The sequence below is a fragment of the Halorussus pelagicus genome (assembly GCF_004087835.1).
In the GTDB taxonomy this organism is placed as follows: Archaea; Halobacteriota; Halobacteria; order Halobacteriales; family Haladaptataceae; genus Halorussus; species Halorussus pelagicus.
Genome location: NZ_CP035120.1, coordinates 166,212 through 190,718 on the forward strand (window position 1 = coordinate 166,212; position 24,507 = coordinate 190,718).

Annotated in this window: 21 protein-coding genes and 2 pseudogenes; 15 read left to right on the plus strand and 8 right to left on the minus strand. The window is 61.9% G+C overall.

Features of this window, described 5'->3' with window-relative positions; translation table 11 throughout:
* The first annotated feature begins 34 nt into the window (after positions 1–34).
* From EP007_RS15950 to EP007_RS15970, 5 genes are all read left to right on the plus strand, one after another.
* On the plus strand, positions 35–424 hold the full coding sequence (locus EP007_RS15950; RefSeq protein ID WP_243700492.1) for a DUF4112 domain-containing protein: 390 nt from the start codon (positions 35–37) through the stop codon (positions 422–424).
* A 127-nt stretch (positions 425–551) separates the two neighbouring features.
* A complete protein-coding gene (locus EP007_RS15955) occupies positions 552–929 on the plus strand; it encodes a hypothetical protein (RefSeq protein WP_128478761.1) in 378 nt (125 codons plus the stop codon).
* Positions 930–1,303: 374 nt separating this feature from the next.
* A complete protein-coding gene (locus tag EP007_RS15960; protein ID WP_394346053.1) occupies positions 1,304–2,062 on the plus strand; it encodes an ABC transporter ATP-binding protein in 759 nt (252 codons plus the stop codon).
* Positions 2,063–2,086: 24 nt separating this feature from the next.
* Positions 2,087–3,328: an ABC transporter permease gene (locus EP007_RS15965; RefSeq protein ID WP_128478763.1), complete on the plus strand. Its 1,242-nt coding sequence runs from the start codon at positions 2,087–2,089 to the stop codon at positions 3,326–3,328.
* A gap of 200 nt (positions 3,329–3,528) precedes the next feature.
* Positions 3,529–4,743: an ABC transporter permease gene (locus tag EP007_RS15970; protein ID WP_128478764.1), complete on the plus strand. Its 1,215-nt coding sequence runs from the start codon at positions 3,529–3,531 to the stop codon at positions 4,741–4,743.
* Positions 4,744–5,055: 312 nt separating this feature from the next.
* On the opposite strand, the gene EP007_RS15975 is transcribed toward EP007_RS15970, so the two are convergent.
* The 3 genes from EP007_RS15975 to EP007_RS15985 form a co-directional block, all read right to left on the minus strand.
* Positions 5,056–5,541, minus strand: coding sequence for a hypothetical protein (locus EP007_RS15975; RefSeq protein ID WP_128478765.1), 486 nt, complete (start codon positions 5,539–5,541; stop codon positions 5,056–5,058).
* A gap of 159 nt (positions 5,542–5,700) precedes the next feature.
* Positions 5,701–7,518: a DUF7282 domain-containing protein gene (locus EP007_RS17830; protein WP_208023615.1), complete on the minus strand. Its 1,818-nt coding sequence runs from the start codon at positions 7,516–7,518 to the stop codon at positions 5,701–5,703.
* Positions 7,519–7,625: 107 nt separating this feature from the next.
* The gene (locus EP007_RS15985; protein ID WP_128478766.1) at positions 7,626–8,183 is read right to left on the minus strand and encodes a metal-dependent hydrolase; all 558 of its coding nucleotides are present in this window, start codon (positions 8,181–8,183) and stop codon (positions 7,626–7,628) included.
* Positions 8,184–8,332: 149 nt separating this feature from the next.
* On the opposite strand from EP007_RS15985, the gene aglF reads away from it, so the two are divergent.
* The 4 genes from aglF (at position 8,333) to EP007_RS16000 (ending at position 12,438) form a co-directional block, all read left to right on the plus strand.
* Positions 8,333–9,130: a UTP--glucose-1-phosphate uridylyltransferase AglF gene (gene aglF, locus EP007_RS15990; RefSeq protein ID WP_128478767.1), complete on the plus strand. Its 798-nt coding sequence runs from the start codon at positions 8,333–8,335 to the stop codon at positions 9,128–9,130.
* A 99-nt stretch (positions 9,131–9,229) separates the two neighbouring features.
* Positions 9,230–9,937 carry a hypothetical protein gene (locus EP007_RS15995; protein WP_128478768.1) on the plus strand — a complete coding sequence of 236 codons (708 nt, stop codon included), beginning with the start codon at positions 9,230–9,232 and terminating at the stop codon, positions 9,935–9,937.
* A 356-nt stretch (positions 9,938–10,293) separates the two neighbouring features.
* Positions 10,294–10,464, plus strand: coding sequence for a hypothetical protein (locus EP007_RS17675; RefSeq protein ID WP_166035676.1), 171 nt, complete (start codon positions 10,294–10,296; stop codon positions 10,462–10,464).
* A gap of 384 nt (positions 10,465–10,848) precedes the next feature.
* On the plus strand, positions 10,849–12,438 hold the full coding sequence (locus EP007_RS16000) for a PAS domain S-box protein (RefSeq protein ID WP_243700493.1): 1,590 nt from the start codon (positions 10,849–10,851) through the stop codon (positions 12,436–12,438).
* Positions 12,439–12,482: 44 nt separating this feature from the next.
* Here EP007_RS16000 and EP007_RS16005 read toward each other — a convergent pair.
* Positions 12,483–13,509, minus strand: a pseudogene (locus EP007_RS16005) (hypothetical protein).
* 247 nt (positions 13,510–13,756) lie between these two features.
* Positions 13,757–14,203, minus strand: a complete 447-nt coding sequence (locus tag EP007_RS16010; protein ID WP_128478769.1) for a universal stress protein — start codon at positions 14,201–14,203, stop codon at positions 13,757–13,759.
* Positions 14,204–14,327: 124 nt separating this feature from the next.
* Between EP007_RS16010 and EP007_RS16015 the strand changes: the two genes are divergently transcribed.
* Positions 14,328–16,115 (plus strand): alkaline phosphatase D family protein, encoded by a 1,788-nt coding sequence (locus EP007_RS16015; RefSeq protein ID WP_166035678.1) that lies wholly within the window; start codon positions 14,328–14,330, stop codon positions 16,113–16,115.
* Between the two features lie 125 nt (positions 16,116–16,240).
* On the opposite strand, the gene EP007_RS16020 is transcribed toward EP007_RS16015, so the two are convergent.
* The gene (locus EP007_RS16020; RefSeq protein WP_128478771.1) at positions 16,241–16,669 is read right to left on the minus strand and encodes a hypothetical protein; all 429 of its coding nucleotides are present in this window, start codon (positions 16,667–16,669) and stop codon (positions 16,241–16,243) included.
* A gap of 403 nt (positions 16,670–17,072) precedes the next feature.
* On the opposite strand from EP007_RS16020, the gene EP007_RS18375 reads away from it, so the two are divergent.
* Positions 17,073–17,213, plus strand: coding sequence for a DUF7557 family protein (locus EP007_RS18375; RefSeq protein WP_449405022.1), 141 nt, complete (start codon positions 17,073–17,075; stop codon positions 17,211–17,213).
* Positions 17,210–19,363, plus strand: coding sequence for an HsdM family class I SAM-dependent methyltransferase (locus EP007_RS16030; protein WP_128478773.1), 2,154 nt, complete (start codon positions 17,210–17,212; stop codon positions 19,361–19,363). The genes EP007_RS18375 and EP007_RS16030 overlap by 4 nt, the downstream gene beginning before the upstream one ends.
* Positions 19,364–19,377: 14 nt before the next feature.
* Here the strand turns inward: EP007_RS16030 and EP007_RS16035 are convergent, their stop codons facing one another.
* Complete coding sequence (locus EP007_RS16035) at positions 19,378–20,292, minus strand: XamI family restriction endonuclease (protein ID WP_128478774.1); 915 nt, start codon at positions 20,290–20,292, stop codon at positions 19,378–19,380.
* Between the two features lie 145 nt (positions 20,293–20,437).
* Here EP007_RS16035 and EP007_RS18020 point away from each other — a divergent pair.
* Positions 20,438–20,623: pseudogene (locus EP007_RS18020) on the plus strand (IS6 family transposase); the annotation flags it as partial.
* Between the two features lie 80 nt (positions 20,624–20,703).
* Positions 20,704–22,905, plus strand: a complete 2,202-nt coding sequence (locus EP007_RS16040; RefSeq protein WP_128478775.1) for a hypothetical protein — start codon at positions 20,704–20,706, stop codon at positions 22,903–22,905.
* Here EP007_RS16040 and EP007_RS17680 read toward each other — a convergent pair.
* Positions 22,902–23,039 carry a DUF7503 family protein gene (locus tag EP007_RS17680; protein ID WP_166035680.1) on the minus strand — a complete coding sequence of 46 codons (138 nt, stop codon included), beginning with the start codon at positions 23,037–23,039 and terminating at the stop codon, positions 22,902–22,904. The two genes, EP007_RS16040 and EP007_RS17680, sit on opposite strands and share 4 nt — an antisense overlap.
* A gap of 331 nt (positions 23,040–23,370) precedes the next feature.
* Here EP007_RS17680 and EP007_RS16045 point away from each other — a divergent pair, with 331 nt between their 5' ends.
* A complete protein-coding gene (locus tag EP007_RS16045) occupies positions 23,371–24,225 on the plus strand; it encodes a hypothetical protein (RefSeq protein ID WP_128478776.1) in 855 nt (284 codons plus the stop codon).
* Positions 24,226–24,507: the final 282 nt, after the last annotated feature.

Below are 24,507 nucleotides of genomic sequence, written 5' to 3' on the forward strand. Positions count from 1 at the left end.
AAAGCTTTCCCCGCCCGTGCCCTCACTCACACGCATGGAACCCGAATCCCAAGAACACGGCGCGAAAATAGAGGTATCGGTCGAGAAGGAACCGCCGGGGATGGAGCGCGTTCGGATCATCGCCGACCTGCTGGACGAGGCCGTCGAACTCCCCGTTATCAACTACAAAATCGGGCTGGACCCCATTCTGGGCATCCTGCCGGTGGGCGGTGACACCCTCTCGGCGGCCATCTCGCTGTACATCGTCGCCGAGGGCGCGCAGATGGGCGCGTCCCGCGACACCGTGCTGAAGATGCTGCTCAACGTCGGCGTGGACGCCGCTACCGGGTCGATTCCGGTCCTCGGAACGCTCATCGACGCGGTGTGGAAAGCCAACAAGCGCAACGTCGCGCTGTTGGAAGACGAGTTCGGGAAGGGGTACTGAGTCGGTGGAGTGAGGCGGCGCGTCCCGATTCTGTCGGTCCCTCACAGGGTTTCTGAGACCGATTTCTGCGAACGGAGCAGTTGACAGACGACACAACTTTATTGAGAGCTTCGAAAGATGTCGAAATATGGTACGTAGACGAACGATAGCTGTCGTGGAGTTCGTCGGGGCCGGAGTCATGCTCTTGGCTCTGTTTCCGCTGTGGCGACGAGCCTCTGAGGACGACGAAGCACTCAGCGTCTCGCCGTCCGACATCGCCGCCGGTGGCGTCGGCCAGTTCGTTCGGTACTGGGCGCGAGACCGCGACGTGGCCGGAATACGAAGCCGACGCAGTCGGTGGTTCCTCGCGCACCTCGCGTGGAGCGGGTGGGGTTTCGCCGTGCGACGGCGGTCCGACGACTCCGAGAACGCTTCGAAGAACTTCCACGTCGGCGCGCTCGCCGCGACGACGGCGTACCGACTCTGGTACGGCGTACTCAACCCGCTTCCCGACGACACCGAGTGACGTTTTCTGCGGAAACCTGTCCGCTACACCCCGCTCTCGACCCGCACCCCGCAGAATCCGTCCCGACCTAACTCGAAGCGCCACGAGCCACTTCCATCTTCGTCTGTCCAGATAGTCGAGTCGGTCAGTCAGTCCACGCCGTCGCCCTCGGCGTCGGCGAACGTCTCGACATTGATGGCGTAGAGCGTCGCGTTCTCGTACCAGCGGTCTTTCGTTCCTATGAACACCCGCGAGGGCCGATGACGATTTCGACCGGCAAAACTGGTGGGCGAGGGCGACACGCTCGCTCCGGGTTGATTTAACCGCTTCGCGGGACAGAGGGCCTGAAATGATAAGTGCGTCGGCGTGTTCTTCACGTCCGTTCTGGTGGGGGATTGATGGACGCGAGTACACGTACAGCGACGGAGGAATCGGAACGGAGCGAAGCGGTCGTCGAGTGCGACCGCGTGACCCGCAGATACGAACGCGGCGGTGGTGGCGGGTGGTTCTCGTTCGGCGACGACGCCGAGGAGCGCCCGACGGTGACGGCGCTCAAAGACATGTCGCTGACCATCGAGCGCGGCGAGTTCGTCGGCCTGTCGGGACCGAGCGGGAGCGGCAAGTCCACGCTCATTCACCTGCTGTCAGGACTGGACGCGCCGACCGAGGGGACGGTCACGCTCGCGGGCGAGGACGTGTCGTCGCTCACCCAGAAGCAACTGACGCGACTGCGACTGGAGCAGGTGGGCATCGTCTTCCAGCGGTTTCACCTCATGCCGTCGCTGTCCGCGCGGGCGAACGTCGCGCTCCCGCTGGTCGAGCGCGGTCTCGGCAAGTCCGAGCGCCGCGAGCAGGCCGCCGACCTGCTGGAGAAGGTCGGTCTCGGCGACCGCCAGAGCCACCGCCCCGGCGAGCTGTCCGGCGGCGAGCAACAGCGCGTCGCCGTCGCGCGGGCGCTCGCTGGCGACCCCCTCGTCGTCTTCGCCGACGAACCGACCGGCGAACTCGACACCGACACCGGCGCGGTCATCCTCGACCTGCTCGGGGACCTCGCCGAGGAGCGTGCCGTGGTCATCGCGTCGCACGACGAACGGGCGCTCGCCCGGACCGACCGCGTGGTCCGTCTGCGCGACGGGCAGGTGCAGGATGCGTGAGAGGATGCGCGAGGAGGTGCGTCGATGTCCGCAGTGAGGCGATGGCTCGGTCTCGTTGGGGTCGCGCTCCGCCGGACCGCCACGAAGGCGACACGGACCGCGCCGCGCCAGACCGCGGTGAGCGTCCTCGGCGTCGCCATCGCCGTCGCGCTCATGCTCGTCGTGACCGCGACCGGTCTCGGTCTCGTGCAGGGGACCACGGTCCGGGGCGACGCGGTGGACTACTGGGTCGTGCCCGAGTCCGGCGGCGCGTCCACGATGGTCGTCTCGACCGACTCGGCCAAACTCGGCGACGTTCACGCCAAGGGCGACGCGCTGAACGCCGACAACCGCATCGAGTACGCGACTCCGGTCGGGATTTCGGTCCTGAAAGTGGAGACCGACGGCGGGGGAAGCGAGTACGTTCTCGGCGTCGGCGTCGTCGGGTCGCCGAAACTCGACGGAGTGGCCGGACTCCCGACCGCGCCGCTCGCTCCGGGAGACCCCTACTACGCCAACGGGAGTTACGACGGCGAGTGGACCGGCGAGGCCGTCCTCTCGTCCGGCGCGGCCCAGCGACTCGGCGTCAACGAGAGCGCCAACATCTCGGCCAGCGGCGCAATCGCCGGGTCGGGCGACCGACAGTGGCAGGTCACGGCCGCCGAGCAGGCCGCCGTCGAGTCGGGTCTCTCGGGGATGCCCGTGATGCTAGTCCACCTGAGCGAGCTACAGGCCATCACCGGCGCGCAGTCGGGCGACCAAGCCGACCAGATTCTTGTCCAGTCGAACGTCGGCGGTCTCGAATCCTCGCTCGAAGAGCGGTTCGCGGGCGCGAGCGCGGTGACGCGCTCGGGATTCACCGCACAGAACTCGGTCGATTCGGACCTGCCGCTGGCGATGGGGCTGGCGGCCCTGCTCATCGCCGTCGTCGTCGGCACGCTGTTCGTCGCCACCACGCAGGGGTTGCAGGTCGAGGCCGACAGCGAGCAGTTGGCGACCCTGACGGCCATCGGGTTCTCGCGGCGCGCACGCGCGGTCCTGCTCGTCGTGCAGGCGCTCGCGCTCACGCTCGTCGGGGGCGCGCTCGGCATCGTCCTCGCGTACGGGACGACCGCGATTACCAACTACGCCGCCACGCGGGCCATCGCGCCCGTCCCAATCGCAACCTTCCACCCCCTGCTGGTGGTCTACGGACTCGGCGTCTCGGCGTTCATCGGGATTCTCGTCGCGCCGTACTTGCTGGCGATGGAGGGCCGCACCGAGGGCGTCACGGAGGTGATTCGGTGAGCAAGCTTCTCCGAACCCGACTCATCGCGGCGGCCCGAAAGCGGGCCACCGTGGAGGTAAACCGATGAGCGAACTTCTCCGAACCCGACTCATCGCGGCGGCCCGAAAGCGGGCCGCCGTGGAGGTAAACCGATGAGCGAACTTCTCCGAACCCGACTCATCGCGGCGGCCCGAAAGCGGGCCGCCGTGGAGGTAAACCGATGAGTCGGCTTCGGGTCGCCGCCTCGGTCGCGGCCGCCCAACTCCGCCACGACCGCGCACGGACCGTCCTCGCGGTGGTCGGCATCGCGGTGGCGGTCCTCTCGACCACCCTGCTGGCGAGCCTCGGCTACGGCGTCTTCGAGACCGGCCAGCAGAAGTTCGACGCCTCAGGCCGGGACCTCTGGGTCACGGGCGGGTCGCTCTCGGACGGTCCCGGCGGGTTCGGCACGTCCATCACCGACGCCCACGAGACGGCGGGCGACATCGAATCGCTCGACGCGGTCCAGTCGTCGGTTCCGATGGCGTTTCAGGCGGTCTACGTGGGGAACGGCTCCGGGAATATGCAGACGCTCGTCGGGGTCGGCGTCCCCGGCGGCGGCGGTGCCGTCGAAATCAGCGAGGGCGAAGGGTTCCACACGTACGACCAGCACTACGCGGGCGGCGACTACGACGGGAACATGACCTACTCGGTCATCATCGACACCCGCACCGCGGAGATGTACGACGTGGGTGTGGGCGACACGCTCCAGATAGGCGGGTCCGTCGAGAGTGCAAAAAACCACGAGTTTACCGTCGTCGGCATCTCGCCGACGTTCTCCAGCTTTCTAGGCGCGCCGACAACGACGATGCATCTGGGCGAACTCCAGCGAATCACGGGCACCACCGGCACCGACAAAGCGACGTTCATCACGGTCAACGTGAACGACGGCGCGGACGTGAGCACGGTCGAACAGCGCCTCCAGCGGGAGTACCCCGACTACACGATTCGGACGAACGACGAGCAGATGCGCGCGGTCCTCCAGCACAACGCGGTCGTCATCGCGGTCGGGGGCGCGCTGGTCGTCCTCTCGGTGGTCGCGGGGTTCGCGCTCACGCTCAACGTTCTCTCCATCGTCGTCTTCCAGCAGAAGGAGGAACTTGCGGCCCTGACCGCGCTCGGGGTCTCCTCGAAGACGCTCGTGGCGATGGTCGCCGGACAGGGCGTCCTGCTGGGCGCTCTCGGCGGGGTTCTCGGGGTCGCGGTCACGCCGCCGTTCGTGGTCGGCTTGAACTTCGTCGCGGCCGAAATCGTCGGCTTCGAGGGACTGGTGCAGGCGCCGGGGTCGGTGCTGGCGCTCGGCGGAGCCATCGCGCTGGTCATCGGCACGCTGGCGGCCGCGGTCGCTGGCTGGCGGACGCTTCGGACCGTCGGCATCGACCAACTGGCGCGGTGACGGCGGTCCGGTGAGTCGCTTTCTGACGACCTCTTTCGGAACCAACCGTTTTGTGACTCAGCGTTGGGAGTCGTCTCGATGGGAGAAATCGACACCGACGCCAATACCGACACCGACGCGTGCGCTCGATGCGGGGGACTGCTCGACCCGGAGCGACCACCACGTCGCGCTGTCGCGGACCTCGGTGAACCCCCGAGTCGCGTCGAAGGAGACCGACGAACGGCTGTTCTGCCCCGACTACCGCCTCGTACGTCGAGACCGATTCGCCGAGGAATCCCGACCCCGCCGAGCGGAGCGACCGAGGCTCGTAGCTTATAGCGTAATCGACTGAGACTCCTTGACCACCCTGTCGCCCTCGTCTTTGGCTCGGAGCGTCACGTCGAGCGTGCTACCGACCGGGAACTGGAAGAGGTCCCATCCGGACCCGCGCTGACCGCTCACGTCGGTGACCGAGAAGTTCACGTCGGCCGCGCCCTCGTGGACGACGACCTCCACCACGTCGAGGTCGCCGTCGGAATCGGCGACGGCCCACCGGACTGAAAACATGCGGTCGTCGCCCAGTTGCTCGCTCTTCGACACGTCGAATCTGTCAACGGTCGGCGCGGACGCCGCGGCACCGCCACCGAACGACATCTGGCCGTACCCGCCTTCGCCGAAGCCGACCGGTTCGGCCGCGGAAGCACCCCCGGACCCCGCGGCGACCGCCGCCGCGGCGGACCCGGCGAGTTTCAGATAGGACCGTCTGTCGAGTAGCGATGTCTCTGCCTCGTCGTCTGCTTGTAGTCGCTCGCGTGCCATGCGCAGTCGAAAGGCTTCGACCGCGGATTATCAACGTTTCGATGTCCTTGTAAAACAAAGAAATTCTTTGAATTTCTAGGCGGTCCGAGACGAATCAGGGCGACCCCCGTGGTCGCCCGGTCGGTCCCGATTCAGTCCGTCCGCTCGGGGTGCGGTGGCTCAGTTCGAGTCCTCGTCATCGTCGTCACCGTTCTCCGGCGGCGCGTCCTGCACCGTCACCTGAATCGACTTGCCGAAGTCGCTGGTCAGCACGTCGAGGAAGGTCTCGCCGGAGTCAAGTCCGAGGTCGGACTCGTCCAGTCGGTACTGGACCTGCGCGGACTCGCCGGGGTCAACCTCCACTCGCTGTTCCTCGATGACGGTCCCGTCGATGCGAAGCTGTACGGTGTCCGTGAGGATTTGCTCGCTCGGGTTGCGAACCTGCGCGTTCACGACGAGTTCGCCCTCTTCCAGCACTATCGTTTCGGGCGCGGCAATCGAGACCACGCGAAGCGACGGTTCGGCCGCGGGTTCCGCCGTGGTCGTCGTTTCGGTCGGCGTCTCTTCCGCCGTCGTCGTCTCAGTCGTAGTCGTCTCTTCCGGCGGTTCCTCAGTAGTCGTTTCCGTCGTTGTCGTCTCAGTAGTCGTTTCCTCGGTCGTCGTTTCCGTCGTGGTCGTGTCGGGCATCATCTCGTCGGGCAGGTCGAACTCTGCATCCTCGGGCGCGGTCACGACGAACTCGACGTTTTGCACCGAGACGTTCCGGAAGACGAACCGGACGTTCTGGCGGTCCGAGCGAGCGACCTGTCGGTCCTCGCTCGCGGCCTCGCCGACGCTCTCCTCGACGGAGGCCCCCCTCAGAATCTTCGTGAGGTCCACGCGGAGCGTCTGGTCGCTGACCAAGCGGTCCTCGACGACCACCGTACGGTCCACGTCGTCGGCGTCACCGACGACGAACGAGAACTCGTTGACCCGCACGTTGTCGATGCGGAACCGAATCGTCTGCTCGGGCACGGACGGTTCGGCCGCTTCGGTTGTCGTGGTGGCCTTGGTCGGCGTTTCCGTCGTTGTGGTTTCGGCCGGTTTTTCGGTTGTCGTCGTCTCGGTCGGCGTCTCGGTCGGCGTCTCAGTCGTGGTCGTCTCTGTGGTGGTCGTTTCGGTTGGCGTCTCGGTTGTCGTAGTCGTCTCTGTGGTGGTCGTTTCGGTCGGCGTCTCAGTTGTCGTAGTCGTCTCTGTGCTAGTCGTTTCGGTCGGCGTCTCGGTCGGCGTTTCCGTCGTGGTAGTTTCGGTCAGTGTTTCCGTCGTGGTAGTTTCGGTCGGCGTCTCGGTTGTCGTGGTCGTCTCCGTCGGCGTCTCAGCCGTAGTCGTTTCAGTCGGCGTCTCGGTCGGCGGTTCCGTCTCCGGCGGTTCTTCGGTCGTAGTAGTTTCAGTCGGCGTTTCCGTTTCGGGCGGTTCCTCCGTCGTAGTCGGCGTCTCCGTCGGTGTTTCCGTCTCCGGTGGCACCTCCGTCGGCGTCCCGTCAGTCCCTTCGACCGTCACCGCGGCCTCGTCCGCGACGACCTGATTGTCCACGGTGTAGGCACCGTCCTCAGCGCCCTGCGAGTCCACGAAGTCGAAGGTCTGGTTGTCGTTCGTGTCCTGATACGCCAGCGCGAGCAGGGTCCGGGACTCCTCGATGGGTTCGTCGAGCGTCACCTCGACGTTCTCGTGAGTTCCCGCTTCGAGGTACTCCGAGACCCCGCGGACGCTACCGAGGACCGACCCGTTGAGCAGTTCCTCGTCGTGGACGACGACGAAACCGCCGTCGGCCAGCGTTACCTGCGAAATCGTGACGACGGTCCCGTCAGATGTCTGATTATCGAATGTGACCGTCGTGTTTGCTTCCGTCTGATTCTGCGCCATCAGCTCGTTGGGCGGCGACTGGTCGGCCGCCGTCTCGGGACCCGTCGCCCCGAGAGTGGTGACCGCTCCCCCGAACACCGTTCCGAAAACGAGCATGATAGCTACGGCTACGTGCTTGCGGCTCACTGTTTTTCTCCCCCAACGGGTACTCTACGACGAATGGCATAAATCCGCTGGCGGCCGATACACCGGCTCTCAGCCGGTCAGACCGACAGACGGCGACCGACCCACTGGGGAATCGCCGCGACGACGCGGAGTCCGGGTGCACCGTCGTAGAGCCAGAGAACGACCATCAGGAGCGCGAACAGGCCCTCGTCGCTGACGAGTGCCGCCGGAGAGAGTTCCTGTAGGTGCGCCACGAAGCTCTGTTCGGTCTCGTACTGTATCGGCGCGACCAGCGGCCACGCGAGAAATCCCAGCGAGTAGAAATCGCCCGCGAGAAGTGGGTCGAGCGCGTCGCCGAACAGGTGCGAAAAGTAGCCGACGGCGAACGCCGTCGCCATGGTCCCGCGGTCGAGTCGCCGGAACAGAACGACGAGTAGCGCGAGCAAAACGAGCGCGAGTACCAGCGAGTGGGCCAGCGACCGCCCGTTCGGAAGGACGCCGAACGTCCACGCGAGCGGTTTGTCCACGAGGTCCGGAAACTGGGTCCCGAGCGCGAGCGCGACGGTCGCGTACCCGTCAGGTGCGCGCCGGGCGCTCGCGTGGACGAAAAACGAGTACAACAGATAGCCGACCGCGAGGTGCCCCCAAGGCCACATGCAGGTTGGTTAGGAATATGACGGCTTAGTCCTTCGGGCGACGCCCGAGTTAGGTATTTACAACCATGATTTTGCCGTTCGTTAGGGCATTCAAATTGGCCAAGGATTTTTTCTAATACCGAGTGGACGTGTCCGTGGGGGATGGGAACATGAAAGCCGTTATTTTAGCCGCCGGAAAGGGCACTCGCCTCCGGCCGCTGACCGACGACAAGCCCAAGGGAATGGTCGAAATCGACGGGAAGCCAATCCTCACCCATTGCTTCGAGCAGTTGGCCGAATTGGGGGCCGACGAGTTCGTGGTCGTGGTGGGTTACCGCAAGCAGGACATCATCGAACACTACGACGACGAGTTCGAGGGCGTGCCCATCACGTACTCTCACCAGCGCGAGCAGAAAGGTCTCGCACACGCCTTGCTCACCGTTGAGGAACACATCGAGGACGACTTCATGCTGATGCTCGGTGACAACGTTTTCGACGCGAATCTCGGCGACGTGAAGAAGCGACAACAGGAAGACCGGGCGGACGCGGCGTTCCTGACCGAGGAGGTGCCCTACGAGGAGGCCGACCGCTACGGGGTCTGTGACACGAACGACTACGGCGAGATTACCGATGTGGTGGAAAAGCCCGAGGACCCGCCGAGCAATCTCGTGATGACGGGCTTTTACACGTTCACGCCCGCCATCTTCCACGCGTGTCATCTCGTCCAACCGTCGAATCGCGGCGAGTACGAAATCAGCGAGGCCATCGACCTGCTCATCCAGAGCGGCCGCACCATCGACGCCATCCGGATGGACGGTTGGCGCGTTGACGTGGGCTATCCCGAGGACCGCGACCGGGCCGAGCGACTGCTTCGGGGCGAGGACCCCGAATCGAACGCCGACTCCGCGGACTCCGCCGACTCGGAGTCCGAACCGGCCACGAGTTCGGCCGAAGCCTCGTCGGACTAATCGCTCAGTATTCGTCCCGGAACGGCTACAGATACCGTAGCTGACCTGTACTATCCCGGTTACGCCGGGTTTATGCACGCCGATTAGGGTCGTCTACCCATGGGTCGCTGGGGCGAACTCGCCGCGCAGGTACACGGTGACGAAACCGACGAGCGACCGCCGTCGATAGAGGAGTTTCTGGAGTCGAACCACCAACTGTTCACTGTCATCGGCATCTTCGGCGCGCTCTCGGTGTACCTCATCAGGTTCCAGCAGGCCGCGGCCGAGACCGGAGCGACGACCGGGTCGGTCGGCGCGATACTGCTCCTCTTTCTGCTCACGTCGTCAGTGGCGGTCCGGAACTCCTACCGGTGTACCGAGCGAGCGCGACGCCACGGCGCGTACCTGTTGGTGTTTGGCTACGCCGTCTTCATGTACTCGTTCGTCACGCTGGTCGTCTCCGTCGTCCTCGTCATCGTCGGCCAGTACGCGCAGGGCGCCGAGAGCGTCCTCGGGTCGAGTTTCGTCTACGCCCTCGTCTTCCTCTACGTGCCCTTCATCTTCCGGGCTGACGCCTTCCGGGAGTTCGAGGGGTCGAGCGTGGCCACGGCGGGCGTTCGACACGCCCCGCACCTCGGCGCGGGCGCGCTCACGGCGTGGTATGCGTTGCAGTGGCACTGGGGGACCCTCCCGACGCTGGAACTGGACAGCGCGGCCTACTCTATCGGCATCGTGACGAGTCTGGTCGGCAATCACTTCGCGCTGACCGCCATCGCGTTCGGCGCGCTGTGGGTCGGGGACAGGGTGGTGGCGAGGGTTCGGGGATGAGTCGAGAAAGTCAGCAACTCCCTGCCATCCGGTCGATTTTCGGGCCGGGGAACAGGACGAGTTCCTTCGCGCAGTGGCGGTCGTCGTTGACGTAGACGACGATTTCGGTCCCCCGACCGCTTCGAGGTCGGCGAGACCATACTCTACGACTTCCATCCTGTCACGCTCGTCGTCTATAAGGACGATGCCCGCGTCCGCAAGCAGTTCCGCGGCGCGCTCGCGGGCCTGCGCTCGCTCGACTTCGTCGGTCATGGAAACCGGGTCGCGTCCCGGAGCAAAAAACGGTCGGCGACGGGGAAGTCGTCTCGCGGTTCGCCGACAACCATTTGCCCGACGGCGTTGCCAATATATCGGCGATGTTCAAAGCACAGATCACCGACGGCGAACAGATAGAGTGCGAGGACTACGAGGAAGGCGACTACGGCGTCGAACTCTTCGACGAGAGCGGCGAGTTCATCGCGTTCGTGCCGTACGCCCACCTGCTCTACGTCGGGACCGTGACCGATGACGGACAGATGGTCTGGTAGTTCGGCGTCGGAACTCTCCGACGAGTGCGGGGCGATTCAGGTCATCGCCGACGAAATACGCGAACGGTGGCGTCGCCGCGGCGCAAATGACACGTATTTTTAGGTGTGGGACATAATATCGCGGTACAGAGACCGCGACATGGGTTGGATTAACTGGGCAGTGGCCGGAAGGATACGAACCGCTCCGCCGCGGGGTGTTCCCGCTGGCATCGACGCATGTTGGACGACCGACGCGGAGTCGGGCGAGTGGGAGTCCCGACGAACCTACAGCCAGCGGCATGGGGAAACTTATTTTGACCGCAGTAGACGAGTAATCAGACGAATGCGAACGGAGGGCGGACCGGAGCGCGGGCGAGAAGGTCCGGCAGAGACCCAAAAACGAGCATGACCGAACAGTTACGAGAAGAGAAACGGAAGATAGAGGAGTTGCACGAGATTGCCTCCGAAATGGAGACCTGTACCAGCGAGGCGGAGGTCTACCGCCTCGGCGTGGACGCCGCAGAGGGGATTTTGGAGTTCGATATCTGCGGTATCGACGTAGTGGAGGAGGGGTATCTCGTTCCGAAAGCGACCTCGACCGAGATGCCAAACGACGGCTACGACGCGCTGGAGGCCGACAAGGGACTCGCCGGGCGGACGTTCCAGAACGGCGAATCGTTTCTGATTCAGGACGTTCGGACGATGAACGAGGCCGACCCGGTCCAAGAGCAGTACCGGTCCATCCTCAGCGTGCCTCTCGGCGACTACGGCGTCTTTCAGGCCGGGTCCCGCGAGGCGATGGCCTTCGACGAGGACGACCTCGAACTCGCCGAGGTGCTGATGAGTCACGTCACGGCGGTCATCTCGCGCATCGACTCCCAGTCGGCGCTCCGCGAGAGCGAGGAGAAATACCGGACGCTGGTAGAGGGAAGCCACGACGCCATCTTCATCCACAGTGGCAAGCAGTTCCGGTTCGTCAACGACCGCGTCTCGGAGATGACGGGGTACAGCGAAGAGGAGCTGCTCGGAATGCCCATCTGGAACGTCGTCCACGAGGACGACCGCGACCGCGTTCGGGAACTCATCAAGCGCCGCGAGTCCGAGGGAGACTCGCCCCACTACCAGTTGCGCATCCGGTCCCAGGAGGGTAAGATACGCTACGTCGAGTTGAGCGTGCAGGCAATCTCTTACGACGGCCGGAAGGCCCACCTCGGGTCGGCGCGCGACGTAACCGAGCGTCGAAAGCGCAAGCAGAAGGTCGAGCGCCAGAACGAGCGTCTCAAGGAGTTCGCCAGTGTCGTCAGCCACGACCTGCGGAATCCGCTCAACGTCGCGCAGGGCCACCTCGACCTCGCCCGCGAGACCGGCGACGAGAAACATTTCGAGAAGACCGTGTCGGCGCTCGAACGGATGGAGTCGCTCATCGAGGACCTGCTGAAACTCGCCCGGCAGGGCCAAGACGTGAGCGAGACCGAGACGCTGGACCTCGAAACCATCGTCAGACACTCGTGGGGCACGGTCTCGACCGGCGGTGCGACCATCGACGTGGGCGACGGTCTCGGCGAAATCGAGGCCGACGAGGGGCGCTTGAAGGAACTGTTCGAGAACCTGTTTCGAAACGCCGTGGAGCACGGCTCCACGAGCAGTCGTCCTGCGGACGACGACGCGGTCGAACACGCGGGCGACGACGTGACCGTCTCAGTCGGCCGGTTGGGCGACGGCGTCACGCCCTGCGAGGAGTCAATTCCGGACCCCAGTTCCGAGGAGTCACACACCGCGTTCGATAGCTCGAACGGGTTCTACGTCGCCGACGACGGGCCGGGCATCCCCGCCGAAGAGCGCGAGAAGGTCTTCGAACACGGCCACACGACCGCCGAGGACGGGTCGGGACTGGGTCTCTCTATCGTCAGTAGCATCGTGGACGCCCACGAGTGGAACGTCCGCGTCTGCGAGAGCGAGACGGGCGGCGCCCGCTTCGAGATTTCGACGACGTAAAAAGAGGGCCGAGCCACAGGAGAGAATCGGGAGCGACCGGCCAGTCACCTGAATCCGCGAACGTCCCCGATAGCGAGAGGACTCGGCGGCAGATTCTCGGGTGCTTCGGAGTCGTTGTACGCGGTCGGAGCCACGTCGTTTGGCCAGTCAGGGTAGAACAGCGACGCGAGCAAATGGAGGTGGCGACGCCCCGCGTCGAGTTCGAACTGGCCGCCGCCATACATCTGAATCCCGTTCGCTTCGCAGAACTCGATAGTGTCGAGCAACGACTCGACCGACCCGAACCGCGAGGGCTTGATGTTCAGCCAATCGGGGTCGATGGGCAGGTCGCGGACGCTCCCGACGCCAGTTATCGGGTAGTCCCACGAGACGGGATTGCGGGCGTCGGCGAGGGCTTCGGCCGTCTCGTCGGTCCACGCGGGGTCCTCCAGAATCGCGTCGGGGAACGCCTCGGCGACTCGCCGATAGAGGTCGGCATCCGCGCTCCCCCGCGACCTCGCTATCCTCGTAGTAGGCCTTGAAGTCCACCACGCGGACGCCCTCGCCCGAGAGGTCTGCGAGCAGGTCGTCGGTCCACCCCTCGTCGGCGTCGAGTTTGAACTCCAAGTCGGGGTCCCGGTCGTGCCACGCGCGGATTCGGTCGGCGCTCGGCGGGTCGCCGAGGACGGGACTGACGACGAACCGCACGGGGTCGTACTCGCGGCCGACCAACGCGCCGAGGTCGGTGTCGGCCTGCCGGAGCGCGAGGTCGAGCGCCGCGCTCTCGACGGCCCACCGCCGGTAGTGCCGGAAGTGGTCGTCAACATCGCGCTCGTCGGGAAAGAGGTCGAGACGCCCGATTTCAGTCGAAAACGAGTCGAGAGTGTACTCGCCAGCGAGGTCGAACTCATCGGGGATGGGATGCAGTTCGGCGTCGTAAGTCACGTCCTCGCCCGTCCCGACCTCGCCATCGCCCGACAGCGAGACGAGTGTGGTCGCGCGGGTGAACTTGGTCGTCTCGCGCTCGCGGCGCTCGTACGCGACGCCCTCGACGGTCAAAGGCAGGTCCGCGACCCGCTCGTAGAGGCTCATGACCGGCTATTCGGGGGCTGTGGGGAAAGTCGTTGGCCTCCGAGCAAGTGGGGCGTTCGGTGGGTAGCGGTCGATTTTGCGGACTTCTCGGCGCGTGGGGAGGACGTAGCCGTCGTGGGCGGTGCTGTGCGTTATGAGTTGCTCACGCCTGAAGCTAGCTCCGACGACTCGCCACTTCCGCTACCGAGTCCACAGACGCGGCTCGGCACGACTATACCCAGAAAGAACACAAAGCCAAACCCCGACTCTACTCCGTCACGACCGTCACCGGGCCACCGAAGTTGAGGATAATCGACTGGGTCAGGTCGCCGAACAGCGCCTTGCCGGTGGGCGAGCGCTTCTCGCCCGCGATAAACAGGTGGTCGCAGTCGCGTTCCTCGGCGGCGTCGAGGATTTCGCTCTGCTCGTCGCCGAGCGCGCCGACCGCGTCCCACTCGACATCGATGCCCTCCAGCACCTCGCGGCCCACGTCGGCCGCGAAGTTCTCGGCTCCTTCGCGGGCCTTCTCGGCGGAGTAGCCGGTTGCGTCGGTCGGAATCGACTCCATCGTTTGGCGGGTCTTCTCGTACTCGTCGTTGGTCGTGACGTGGAGCAATACCAGTTCGGCGTCCACGGCGGCGGCGATTTCCCCCGCCTCGCGGACCAACGCCTTCGTGGACTCCTCGGCATCAACGACGGCGAGTGCGCGTTCCATATAAGGGCCATGAGGGGACCAGTACATAAATAATACGGTTAGGTGATAATAATTAACACATCCGGAGCGGAGGGTAGGTGTGCTAGCCCGCAGCTATATGCGCGCCGATAGCGTGGAAACGTGCGTGTCAGAGCGACAGAGGACGCGGCGCGACGTGTTGAAAGCGGCGAGCGCGGCCACGCTCGGGACCACGCTGTCGGCGCTCGCTGCGGCCGACGCCACGGTCCCGCGACTCGTTCCGGACTCGCTCGACGGAACCGACGGCTTCGAAATCAACCGCGAGCAGGCGCGGTCGGTCTTTCCCCACTCGGTCGCCAGCGGTGGGCCGACACCAAGCGGCGTCCTGCTCTGGACGCGACTCGACCCCGACGCGTACTCGGAGGAGACGAGACTCGGCGTCGAAGTCGCCGAGAGCGAGGCGTTCGAAAACGCCGTCTACCGCGGCGAAGTCCCGGCCGAGCGGGTCGGCCCGGACCGCGATTACACCGCGACGGTGGACGTGGACGGCGAGTTGAGCGCGGACAGGCGCTACGCCTACCGATTCGTCTACGACGGCGCGGCCAGCGAAGTCGGGTGGTGTCGGACGCTCCCGAAACCGGGCGCGAGTCCCGACTCGCTCAGTCTCGCGGTGGCCTCGTGCAACCACTACCTCCACGGCTACTTCGGCGCGTTCGCCCGCATCGCCGACGAGGACGTTGACTTTCTGGTCCACCTCGGAGACTTCATTTATGAGGAGGGCGGCGACGGCGTCGGCGACCGGTCGCTCGACCTCCCGACCGGAAACGAGAAGGCCCACGGACTCGCCGACTTCCGGTATCTCTACCGGCGGTATCGCTCAGACCAACTGCTCCGGCGCGCGCTCCGCAATCACACCCTAATTCACACCTGGGACGACCACGAAATCGTCGGCGACAGGTGGTGGGACTACGACGCCGACGCGCCAGCGACCGAGAAACACCCGCGCGGCGACGACCCGGAGTTCATGCGCCAGTTGTACGTCAGCGGGATTCGGGCCTACACCGAGTACGTCCCGGTCCGAGCACGATACGAACCGTCCGGCGAAGAACTCGCTCCCGACGCCATCCGGGAGAACTTCCGGCTCTATCGGTCGTTCGAGTTCGGCGACCTCGCGGACCTGTTCGTGACCGACGAGCGACTGTACCGCTCGAACCCGCCGGGCGCGGACGAGAAGACCGTCGCCGTGCCGGTCGAAACCGCCGTCGAGGACCCCGGCCGGACGATGCTCGGCGAGGACCAGTGGCGGTGGCTCACGGAGGGCGTGACCGACTCGAACGCCCGGTGGAAACTCTGGGGCAACGAGGTGCTGGCGACCGCGTTCCGGTTTCTTGAGGACGGGCGCATCACGGTCAACGCCGACGCGTGGGACGGCTATCGAACCGAGCGCGAGCGCGTCCTGTCGAGTCTCGCGGACGCCGACGCCGAGAACGTCGTCGCGCTGACCGGCGACATGCACAGCTATCTCGCGGGCTATCTGCTGACTAGCTACGAGTTGACTGCGGAGGGGAGCGGCAGGGGCGACGGAGAGGGAGACCGCGGCGAGCGCGTCGGCGTCGAGTTCATGGCTCCCGCAGTCAGTAGCGACAACCTCGTGGCGAGCGGGCAGTTGCCCGACACGGGAACCGACACGCTCGTCAGCGCGCTCCGGGCGGAGAACCCGCACGTCGAGTGGTTCGACAGCAGTCACTGGGGCTACGCCGTCGTGGACGTGACCCGAGAGGAACTGACGTACTCGGCCTACGCCGTTGACCGAAGCGTGGACGCCGCCGACGCGTCCAAGCGACTCCTCCGGCGATATCGCGTGCCCGCGGGGTCGGTCGAGATGGAGCGAGTAGATGATGGAGACGGCGAGGATGATCGGGACGGCGCAGTCGGCGAGAGCGACGACGGGTAAGCGAGTTGGGTCGTCCGACGGGTCGTGTTAAGATTGGGATGAACTGTGCCTTGCGGAAGGCATCCGAAAACGAAGGCCTTCGCCGTTTACCGACCCCGGTGGCGACGTAATTATCGTTGACATTCTTAGCCGCCCGAATCGTCTGCAGGGTCTTCGTCTGGAGCAACAATCGTGTGTTCTATTCCGTTGCTATCCCAGCCTTCTCCAGCCATCTCAATTTTATTTTTGATCGTGAACGTGATCTCCTCGCCGGGTTGCATTCGCGTTATGCTGAAGTTCAAGAAGGAGGAGTACATGGGTGTTCCCGAAAAATTGTTACTGGGATTCTTGTCTCTTCCGCTCGCACTCCTCGCAGGCGTACGGTGGGACCACACTTCCATAGGCTGCTCGGCATAGGTAATCGCGCCACAGTTGTCATGGGTGCACTGGAAGGCCGCAACCTCGGCGAACGGCAACACGGGGTCGGTGCCGACAACCTTCCCTCGGACGGCGAGTAGTTGGTCGAGGTGTTGCTGGCGGTTCTTCCCGGACAGTACACCCGCGGGAGGTTCCACCCGCCATGCCCAGCGGTCCGATACGCGTAGACCGTGACGCAATGACCGTTGTACGAGTCTCGGCCGAACCAACAACACGTCCCCCTCGCTCCGGCAGGCCCGTGAGAACCTGCTCGACGTACACGGTCTCGGCGTCGGAGTCGTAGTAGCGGACCTCGATGTCGTCCTTGCTGACCGCGGTGGAGTGGACCGGGCCCTCGGGCGTGGTCGTCGAGACATCGAGCGACGGGGTACAGCCAGCCGCCCTCTATCAATCTATTTCATAGCTGTATCGATGGAAACCTTTTCTAGCCTTGAAAACATACGGTGTCTCTAGAATATGGAGTTTGCTCAGCACACTCAGCACACAAACGATGGACAAGATACATTGTGGGCCTCAGTCGAACTAGTCCCCAACGGACCAATGCCGGACTACAAAAACATCAAAATATACGAAGAAACCCACGAGCGCCTCAAATCTCACGGGAATATGGACGAGTCTTTCGATGACCTCATTAATCGTATTCTCGACGACTGGGAAGAAGACAAGACGACTGACGAATGAGTACCCCCGTCACCCTCGAAACGACTATCGAGGCTGCTGCCAAGAAGATCTACCAGCAACTCGATGAAGGGGTCCCTCCGGAAATCCACAGCGAGGTAGATGAGTGGTGCGAGCTACAAGGGCTTGACCGTCTTGACGAGCCGCTAGTGGTCGTCGCTCGTCAAGCAGCGTTCAACGTGCTGCTGAAGGCTACTATATACGAACAGTACCACCAGTGTGATCGCCTCCCCGAATTAGATTCGAACCTCAGAGAGGCGTTCCAAACTGCGGAAGAAACGACGGATGACCCGGCGTTCGGCGAGTACGTTCTAGACGAAGTCGCTTGGACTGTAGAGCGCACTGAACTTGCCGACTTGGTCGAGGCTCGATACCGGCTAATAGCCGTCGATGAACCTGCAGAGGAAATTGGCGGCCTCTTCGAATCGCTAACTCCGCAGGAGTCCCGAAGGAAGTTAGGCCAATTTCGGACGCCGACGGCGATTGCGGACCTGATGGCAGCGTGGATTACACCGACAGGTGATGAACAGGTACTTGATCCAGGGATGGGTGCCGGAGCACTATCTACAGCGACCTACCGACAAAAGCGAAGCAAATCCGATTCGGTGACGCTTGACGAAATTCATGGCGCGGACCTGAACGAACTGGCGCTCGTAATGGGTGCCACCTCGCTACACCTACTTGATCCAGGTGGCCCTCATAATCTCCGTGCTGGCGACTTTCTGAATCTTACACCGGACGATTTGGACCGAGAAGTCGACGGCGTCATTTCAAATCCACCGTACACGCGTCATCACGAACTATCTGGCGAGTACAAGACCCAAATCAACTCACAGGTCGAAGCGGAACTCGGGCGAGATGTGAGTGCGTTGTCGACGATGTACGCGTACTTCTACTACCACGCAGCCAAGTTCCTGAAACCGGATGGTCGTGCCTCGTTTATCACTCCGAGCGAATTTCTGGAAACGGGGTACGGAGAGTCGCTGAAACAGTATTTAATAGACGAGTACGACATCAAAGCACTCGTTCTGTTCGACCGAGACGAGAGTTCGGTATTCGATGAAGCGATGACGACGAGTCTCGTGAGTTTCCTCGAACGGGAGAGCGATGGAGGGTCCGACGAATTGACGCGGTTCATCCGCGTCGATGACTACCCCGGAAAAGAGGTATTGTCGAACGCGATTACAGATAGCATTGAAGGCAAAACTGAGTGGGGGTTCGTGAATGTCGTACAGCAAGACCAATTGGAGGCTGAGGACAAGTGGACTGAGTTATTTGATCCGCTAGATATCGAAACGGGCCAGTTGACACCGTTGACGGAACTCGCAACGGTGAATCGTGGGATTGCCACGGGAGCGAACTCCTACTTCTGCTTGACTCAGGAAGATGTTGAGGAATGGGAACTCGAAGAAGAGTATCTGTCACCACTAATCCGGAACTCCCGGAGCGTTCCGTATTTAGACTACCAGGAAGAAGACTGGAACCGCCAACGCAAGGAGGGTGATGAAGTCTGGTTGTTGTACCATCTCGAAGATCTCGATTGGGATTGGACAGAGTATCAGAAACAGCGAGAGACAGAGGGAAACGCTCGTCTAAGCGAATACACGGGCGATACCTCGGTAGAAGAGAATCCGAACCCGCACTCGAACCCGAACGTCGTCGAGTATCTAAAGTACGGGGTAAGCGACGACGTGCAGGCTGACGACAGCTACTTAGCGCAAAACCGTAATCCGTGGTATGTCGTTGACCGTCGTGATCCAGCACCGATTCTCGTGACGTATATGTCTCGTGGCGGATGCCGATTTATCCTGAACGAAACCTGTGCAAGAAGCCTGAATAACTTACATGCAATCTACGAAGATGTGAATCTGGAAGATTCTGAGTTGAAGGCGTTGTTAGCGTACTTGAATAGTGGATTTGCCGACGAGGTCGTGCGACGGAGCGGTCGAACCTACAGTACGGGGATGGATAAAATCGAACCAAATGAACTCGAAACCGTTCCGGTGCTTGACCCTCGTGAACTAGACCCTGAAACAGTTACAGACCTCGCTCAGTTATTTGATCATCTTCGAGAATCTGCTCGAAGTGGCGAGTCCGACCCCGAATCGGTAGTTGCTGAGATTGACGCCTACTTAGAGCAGATTCTCCGATAGTTCTTCGTTTGATTCTATGTGGTCTGTTCCACGAAATTGACGAGTGAATCTAGATTATGCTCCCAGAAGATGAGGATATCTCGGTCGTTTTGGGCTTCCTTCAGGTGTTTTCGGTCGTAAACACCTGAAAGTACAGCAGCTGGGACGACATTATCGCCGAATTCTTCTCTCCAATTACTCGCTTTGTCACCAACTTCGTGAATCAATCTCTTGATGCTATTCAGGCTACTGTTAGACACTTTCCCTTCGATTGCTAGAAGACGTCCGTCCTGTAGCCTCACCGTGATATCTGCCTCTGAACTCCGTACATAGACTTGGTGTGCAACACACCCTGCCGGAAGTTGATCCAGTTCCTCTCGTGACTGAATTCGCGTAATGCTTTTCTCTCGTAGCCCAGCGGATTTCAACGTCTCCAAGATGTGCTCTTCCTGTTCTTGTGCGGGGTCATTTCTACGATTCGTCTGCGTTCGTTTAACTGCCCAAATGCCAGCAGTTGCTTTGATTGCAATCTCCCGTTCTTCGTCTGTCGGGGGTCTCTCGTCTTCGATCCAGGGGAACCGTTCAGGGTCAATCAGTTGTTCAATGACCCATACTCCCTCATCAGCCGCGTCGCGTGGGATGGTCTTTCGCTTTGAAATATTTTCACCAACGATAGTATCAAGGTCGTCTTGACTAATCGGTGGTGCAGTAACGTGACGAGCAGGCGTAGTGAAGTCCGGGTTCCGAACGAAGAGGTCACCGGATAAGTTCCGTAGATCGTCCGTTCGCTCGAAGAACTTACGCACAGCAGATTCTTTTTGATGATAGACCTCAAGATAGTCTTCTACACCCTGTTCCATTCGCTGTTCGATGAAATTATTTTCAGCAATCTGACGATGCTTATCTAGTTCAGCGTCTGTCCATCGTACTTCTTCAACAGGATCCGTCATGGAAGGAGAAGATAGACGGCAGGCATATATGTTAATTGAATAATATTAGTGCAGAGCACACTTTGGATAAAATGCAAATGAAATACCGTATTGGAACTGTTCAGATATGGATTGAAGGATGAGGCGGTTGGAATTCTTGGCTCCTATGCCAGAATTCAGCCGCCTCAACGAGTGTAGCGACTGGATCGAGTTCGATTTTGTGGAGCGAGAGGCGACACCGGAACCGCTGATGAAGCTCAGTATCCACCTGCATGCGGCTGAATTATCACTCTCATATACTGTTTCCATCTTGGAGAAATTCGGTGTCGAACGGTGTCGCTCAACTATCAATCTGAACAATGCCCCTCGACGCGACCGAGGGTTTTTACCGGGTCACCGATATGAAACGGACAGTTCAGGAGGCCGCACCTAATGTCTATGCACCCGACGTTCAGTCCGCTGTCCGACGAGACTGGTCTCGATATCGTCGATCCCATCGAGACCCGGCACTTCTCGGTGCTGACCGACTCGGCGGTGAACCCGACCGACGCCGACCCCGACGAGTTCGCCTTCCCGGTCTCGACGGCGTGCCGGATTCGCGCCGGGCGACTCCGCTTTCCCTACATGGTTCCGACGGAGGTTCGGACGCCCGATGGCGACCATCGGGCGTCCATCGACCTGCCGACCACGCGGAAGTTCCCCGACGACGAGTACCTGCTCGAATTCCACTCACCTCTCAAAGTCTACCTGCGGACGACCGGCGAGATAACCATCGACGCGAGCGACGATAGCGTCGAAATCGAGTTCGACGAGGAGACCGCCGTCACGGTCGGCGCGCGGTCGTACCACAGTTCCCCCGCGGCGACGATTACGGTCCCTGACGACCCCGAGGCGATGATGCAAGCGGTGTCCGCGTTCTCCTCGGCGCTGAAGACGACCAGTCCAGAGCGAGCGTGGCCCACTCTTCGAGGCCACCCGCCGCGAATCGAGCGTGGCGAGGAGTTGTCGATTCCCGACGCGCTGGAGACTCCCGACACCGGCATCGAAATCTCGGTCCCCGCGGAGTACGGTCACGTCTACACCGTCGCGCCGCTGGCCTACTACCTCGGCGCGGCGGTCGTCCCCGGCGAGAGCGCTCGTCTGACGACCGACTCGGGCATCGACCGATTCCTCGGCGACGACGTGACCGCCGTCGGCGAGTCCGTCGAAAAGATTCTCAAGCGCGTCTTTCTGCTCGACTGCGTGACCAGAACCGAGGGACTCTACCCGGACGAACTCCACGAGCGCGCGGCGCTGGAGTCCGTCGCGGAGTTCGACTTCAAGGCGCTGTACGAGGCCTCGCCCGCCGACAGACTCGCGGCGTACCTCGCGGTGCCCGACGAGACCTACGAGACCATCGAGACGCCGTGGCACCGGGTCACGCACGTCGAGACCGCCCCCGGTCCCGACGCCGCGCGATTCCTGCCCTACGTCGTCAACGACCTCTCGCTGGTGCAGGTCAAGCCCGAACCCGAGGAGGAGTGGTCGCCGACGGAGACCCAAAAGAAGACCAGCGATGCGCTGGACGCCTTCGTCCGGACGGCCAGTCGCGTGCGCTCGACCAAGCGAAATCACTGCGAAGGCGTGGCGGACGCCGACAACGAACGAGACGACGAGAGCGATTGCGACGGTGAGAGCGAGGCCGACGCGGCCGCGGCGCGGGGCGTGCCGGACGTGGGGGACTACATCTCGCTCCCGGAGACCAACGCCCTCGAACAGGCGTGGATAGGCGACCGGACGCCGCTTGAGGGAACCAAACTGCTCGAACCGGCATTCGAACACGAATCGACCGCCTCGGAGGACGGTACGGTCGAAATCACGGTGGTCTGCAACGACGAGCAGATGCGCGAGGAGTGGGACTCGGCCGCCGAAATCTACGCCGACCGCGAGGAGTTGCGGGCCAGCGTCACCTGCGAGTTCGACGTTTCGACTGCCCGACTCCGAGACCTGCTCGCCGAGGACACCGACATGTTCCACTTCGTCGGCCACATCGACGGTCTCGGTTTCCAGTGTTCGGACGGGATTCTCGACGCAAATACCCTTGATGAAACCGGCGCAACCACGGTGCTTCTCAACGGCTGTCGCTCGCACGACCAAGGCGTCTCGCTAATCGAGGCTGGCGCGAGCGCGGCCGTCGTGAGCCTCGGCGACCTCTGGAACGAGGGCGCTGTCGAGGTCGGGGAGACGCTGGCGCGACTGTTTCATCACGGATTCAGCATCGGCCACGCGATGACCATCGTGCGCGAACACACGTCGCTCGGGAGAGAGTACGTCGTTCTCGGTGATCCCGGCGTGACGCTCGCACAGTGTGAGACCGGTGTTCCAACTATTTTCCATATCACAGAAGAGTCAGACGAAGAAATCAGTGGTAACGAGATAACAGTAGAAACATGCTCGTACCCATCTCGAATTTATGACATCGGCTCCACATTACGGACATACATTGACCATACTGACCCCCAGCACGTTGCAGTAGGAAGAGGTACCGGGGAGCGAGTAACCATCAACGAGTTTCAAGAAACATTCGAAGACGGGTCAGAGCCAGTAATAGTTGACAGCGAGTTACTGTGGACGGAAGATTATCTTAATCTTTAAGGTCCGATTCGTGAGCCTGCTCCTTGGGCAACCACATTTCCGACCTGTGACAGTAGAATCATCATCGCCCAGAGCGCGCCCATCAGCTTCGGGTTGTTCACGAGCCATTCGGTGAGGTTTTCGGTTTTTGCCATCACAAATGTGTATCGAGCGCCGACAACTATCTAATTTTCTAAATATTTCATAGAAAAAAATTGGATAGGATGTCAAAGGTATTAATTTACACCTCGCTACGACGCTCGACGGGCTTATTTTTGCGGCCGCGCTGTCGTCGTGGCACGAAAAATCAGAAAAAAACGGTGGGAGCCATCCGTAGATATCCCCGAGAATCGACGCCGACGCCGCTCCTTCGAATCTGTTCGTCCCTGACCGCATTCGACAGAGGATAACGAAGAGATACCGTTGTCTAATCCATCTAAAGGAAGATTTATCATTGTTCTTCTCTGATTTTATATGCCTACAAAAATGTCTGAGGCTCAGGTCTGTCTTCGAGAGAAGTCGTATCTCCACGAGTCCTTCCAGTGGGGACTCGCCGAACAGAGCAGAGAAACCAACGGAACGCTAGTCCGATATTCGATACCCGACAGTCAGTGGTCGAAGTTCCGGACCGAGTTCGGTATCAGTGGATTTCAACGCGTCAATTACTTCGAGAGCGCGGAACCGATAACGGAACCGTTAGACGAGTTCGCCGGTCGAATCGCGCTAAACGACCAACAAACGCCAGATAACGAGACCGGAACGATTCAGATCGCTGGGTCGGTCCTGACCGATTCGCTCCTTTACGTGCCCGTCTCTCGACACTTCACCGTCGAGGGAGAGGAGCGCACGGAAATCGTTGCCGTCGCCGTATTCCGGCCCGAAAGCGACGTAATCGCAATTCGGGTCAACACCGACAAACGGGCAGGTGGCATCTACAACCTTCTTCGGCACGCACTCGATTGGAAGACAGAAGAACCCGAATCGCAGAAGCCGAGCTTCGACGGCGAATTTCGAAGCGAGTTCGGAGAACGACTCGCCGACGCGTACACGCAGGTCTGGTTCCGCGATGAAACCGTAGCGGAGGTCAATACGATTCACTTCCAAGGCTCCGGGGACCTCCGAGAGAGCGACATCGTTTCACCGTACTTCGAGAGCAACCACAAGCTGTACGCGGGCTACGTCCGAATCGAAGCGACTCCGGACGCGAAGTTCTACTTCAACTGGTCAGAACACCGAATCTCGTTCCGCGGCGAGACTTCGGAGACCGAAATCGTCGAGGCTTCGGAGCAGATTCTCTCGCTTTTCGACGCCGAGGCGACACCTAGCACTCCGACTGTCTAATCGGGCAACGATACGCGAGCGCCACCGACTTCGCCCGCTGGACCAGCGGCTCCGCCGCCTTCTTCCCGCCGTCAGCTAGCCCCGTCGCCACCCGCGCTTTTCCGCGGTCGTAGGAGTTTTTGAGTCGCAGTGCGGTCTGTCCAGCGCGTGACGACGTGACGAACTCCGCAATCGTCTCAAAATATTTCGAGCTATCGAGGGGTTCGTCGTTTGTCCGCCAAAGACTGCCCACCGACGTTTCAACGACACAGCAGATTCAGAGGATTGAGGAAGTCTCGCAGA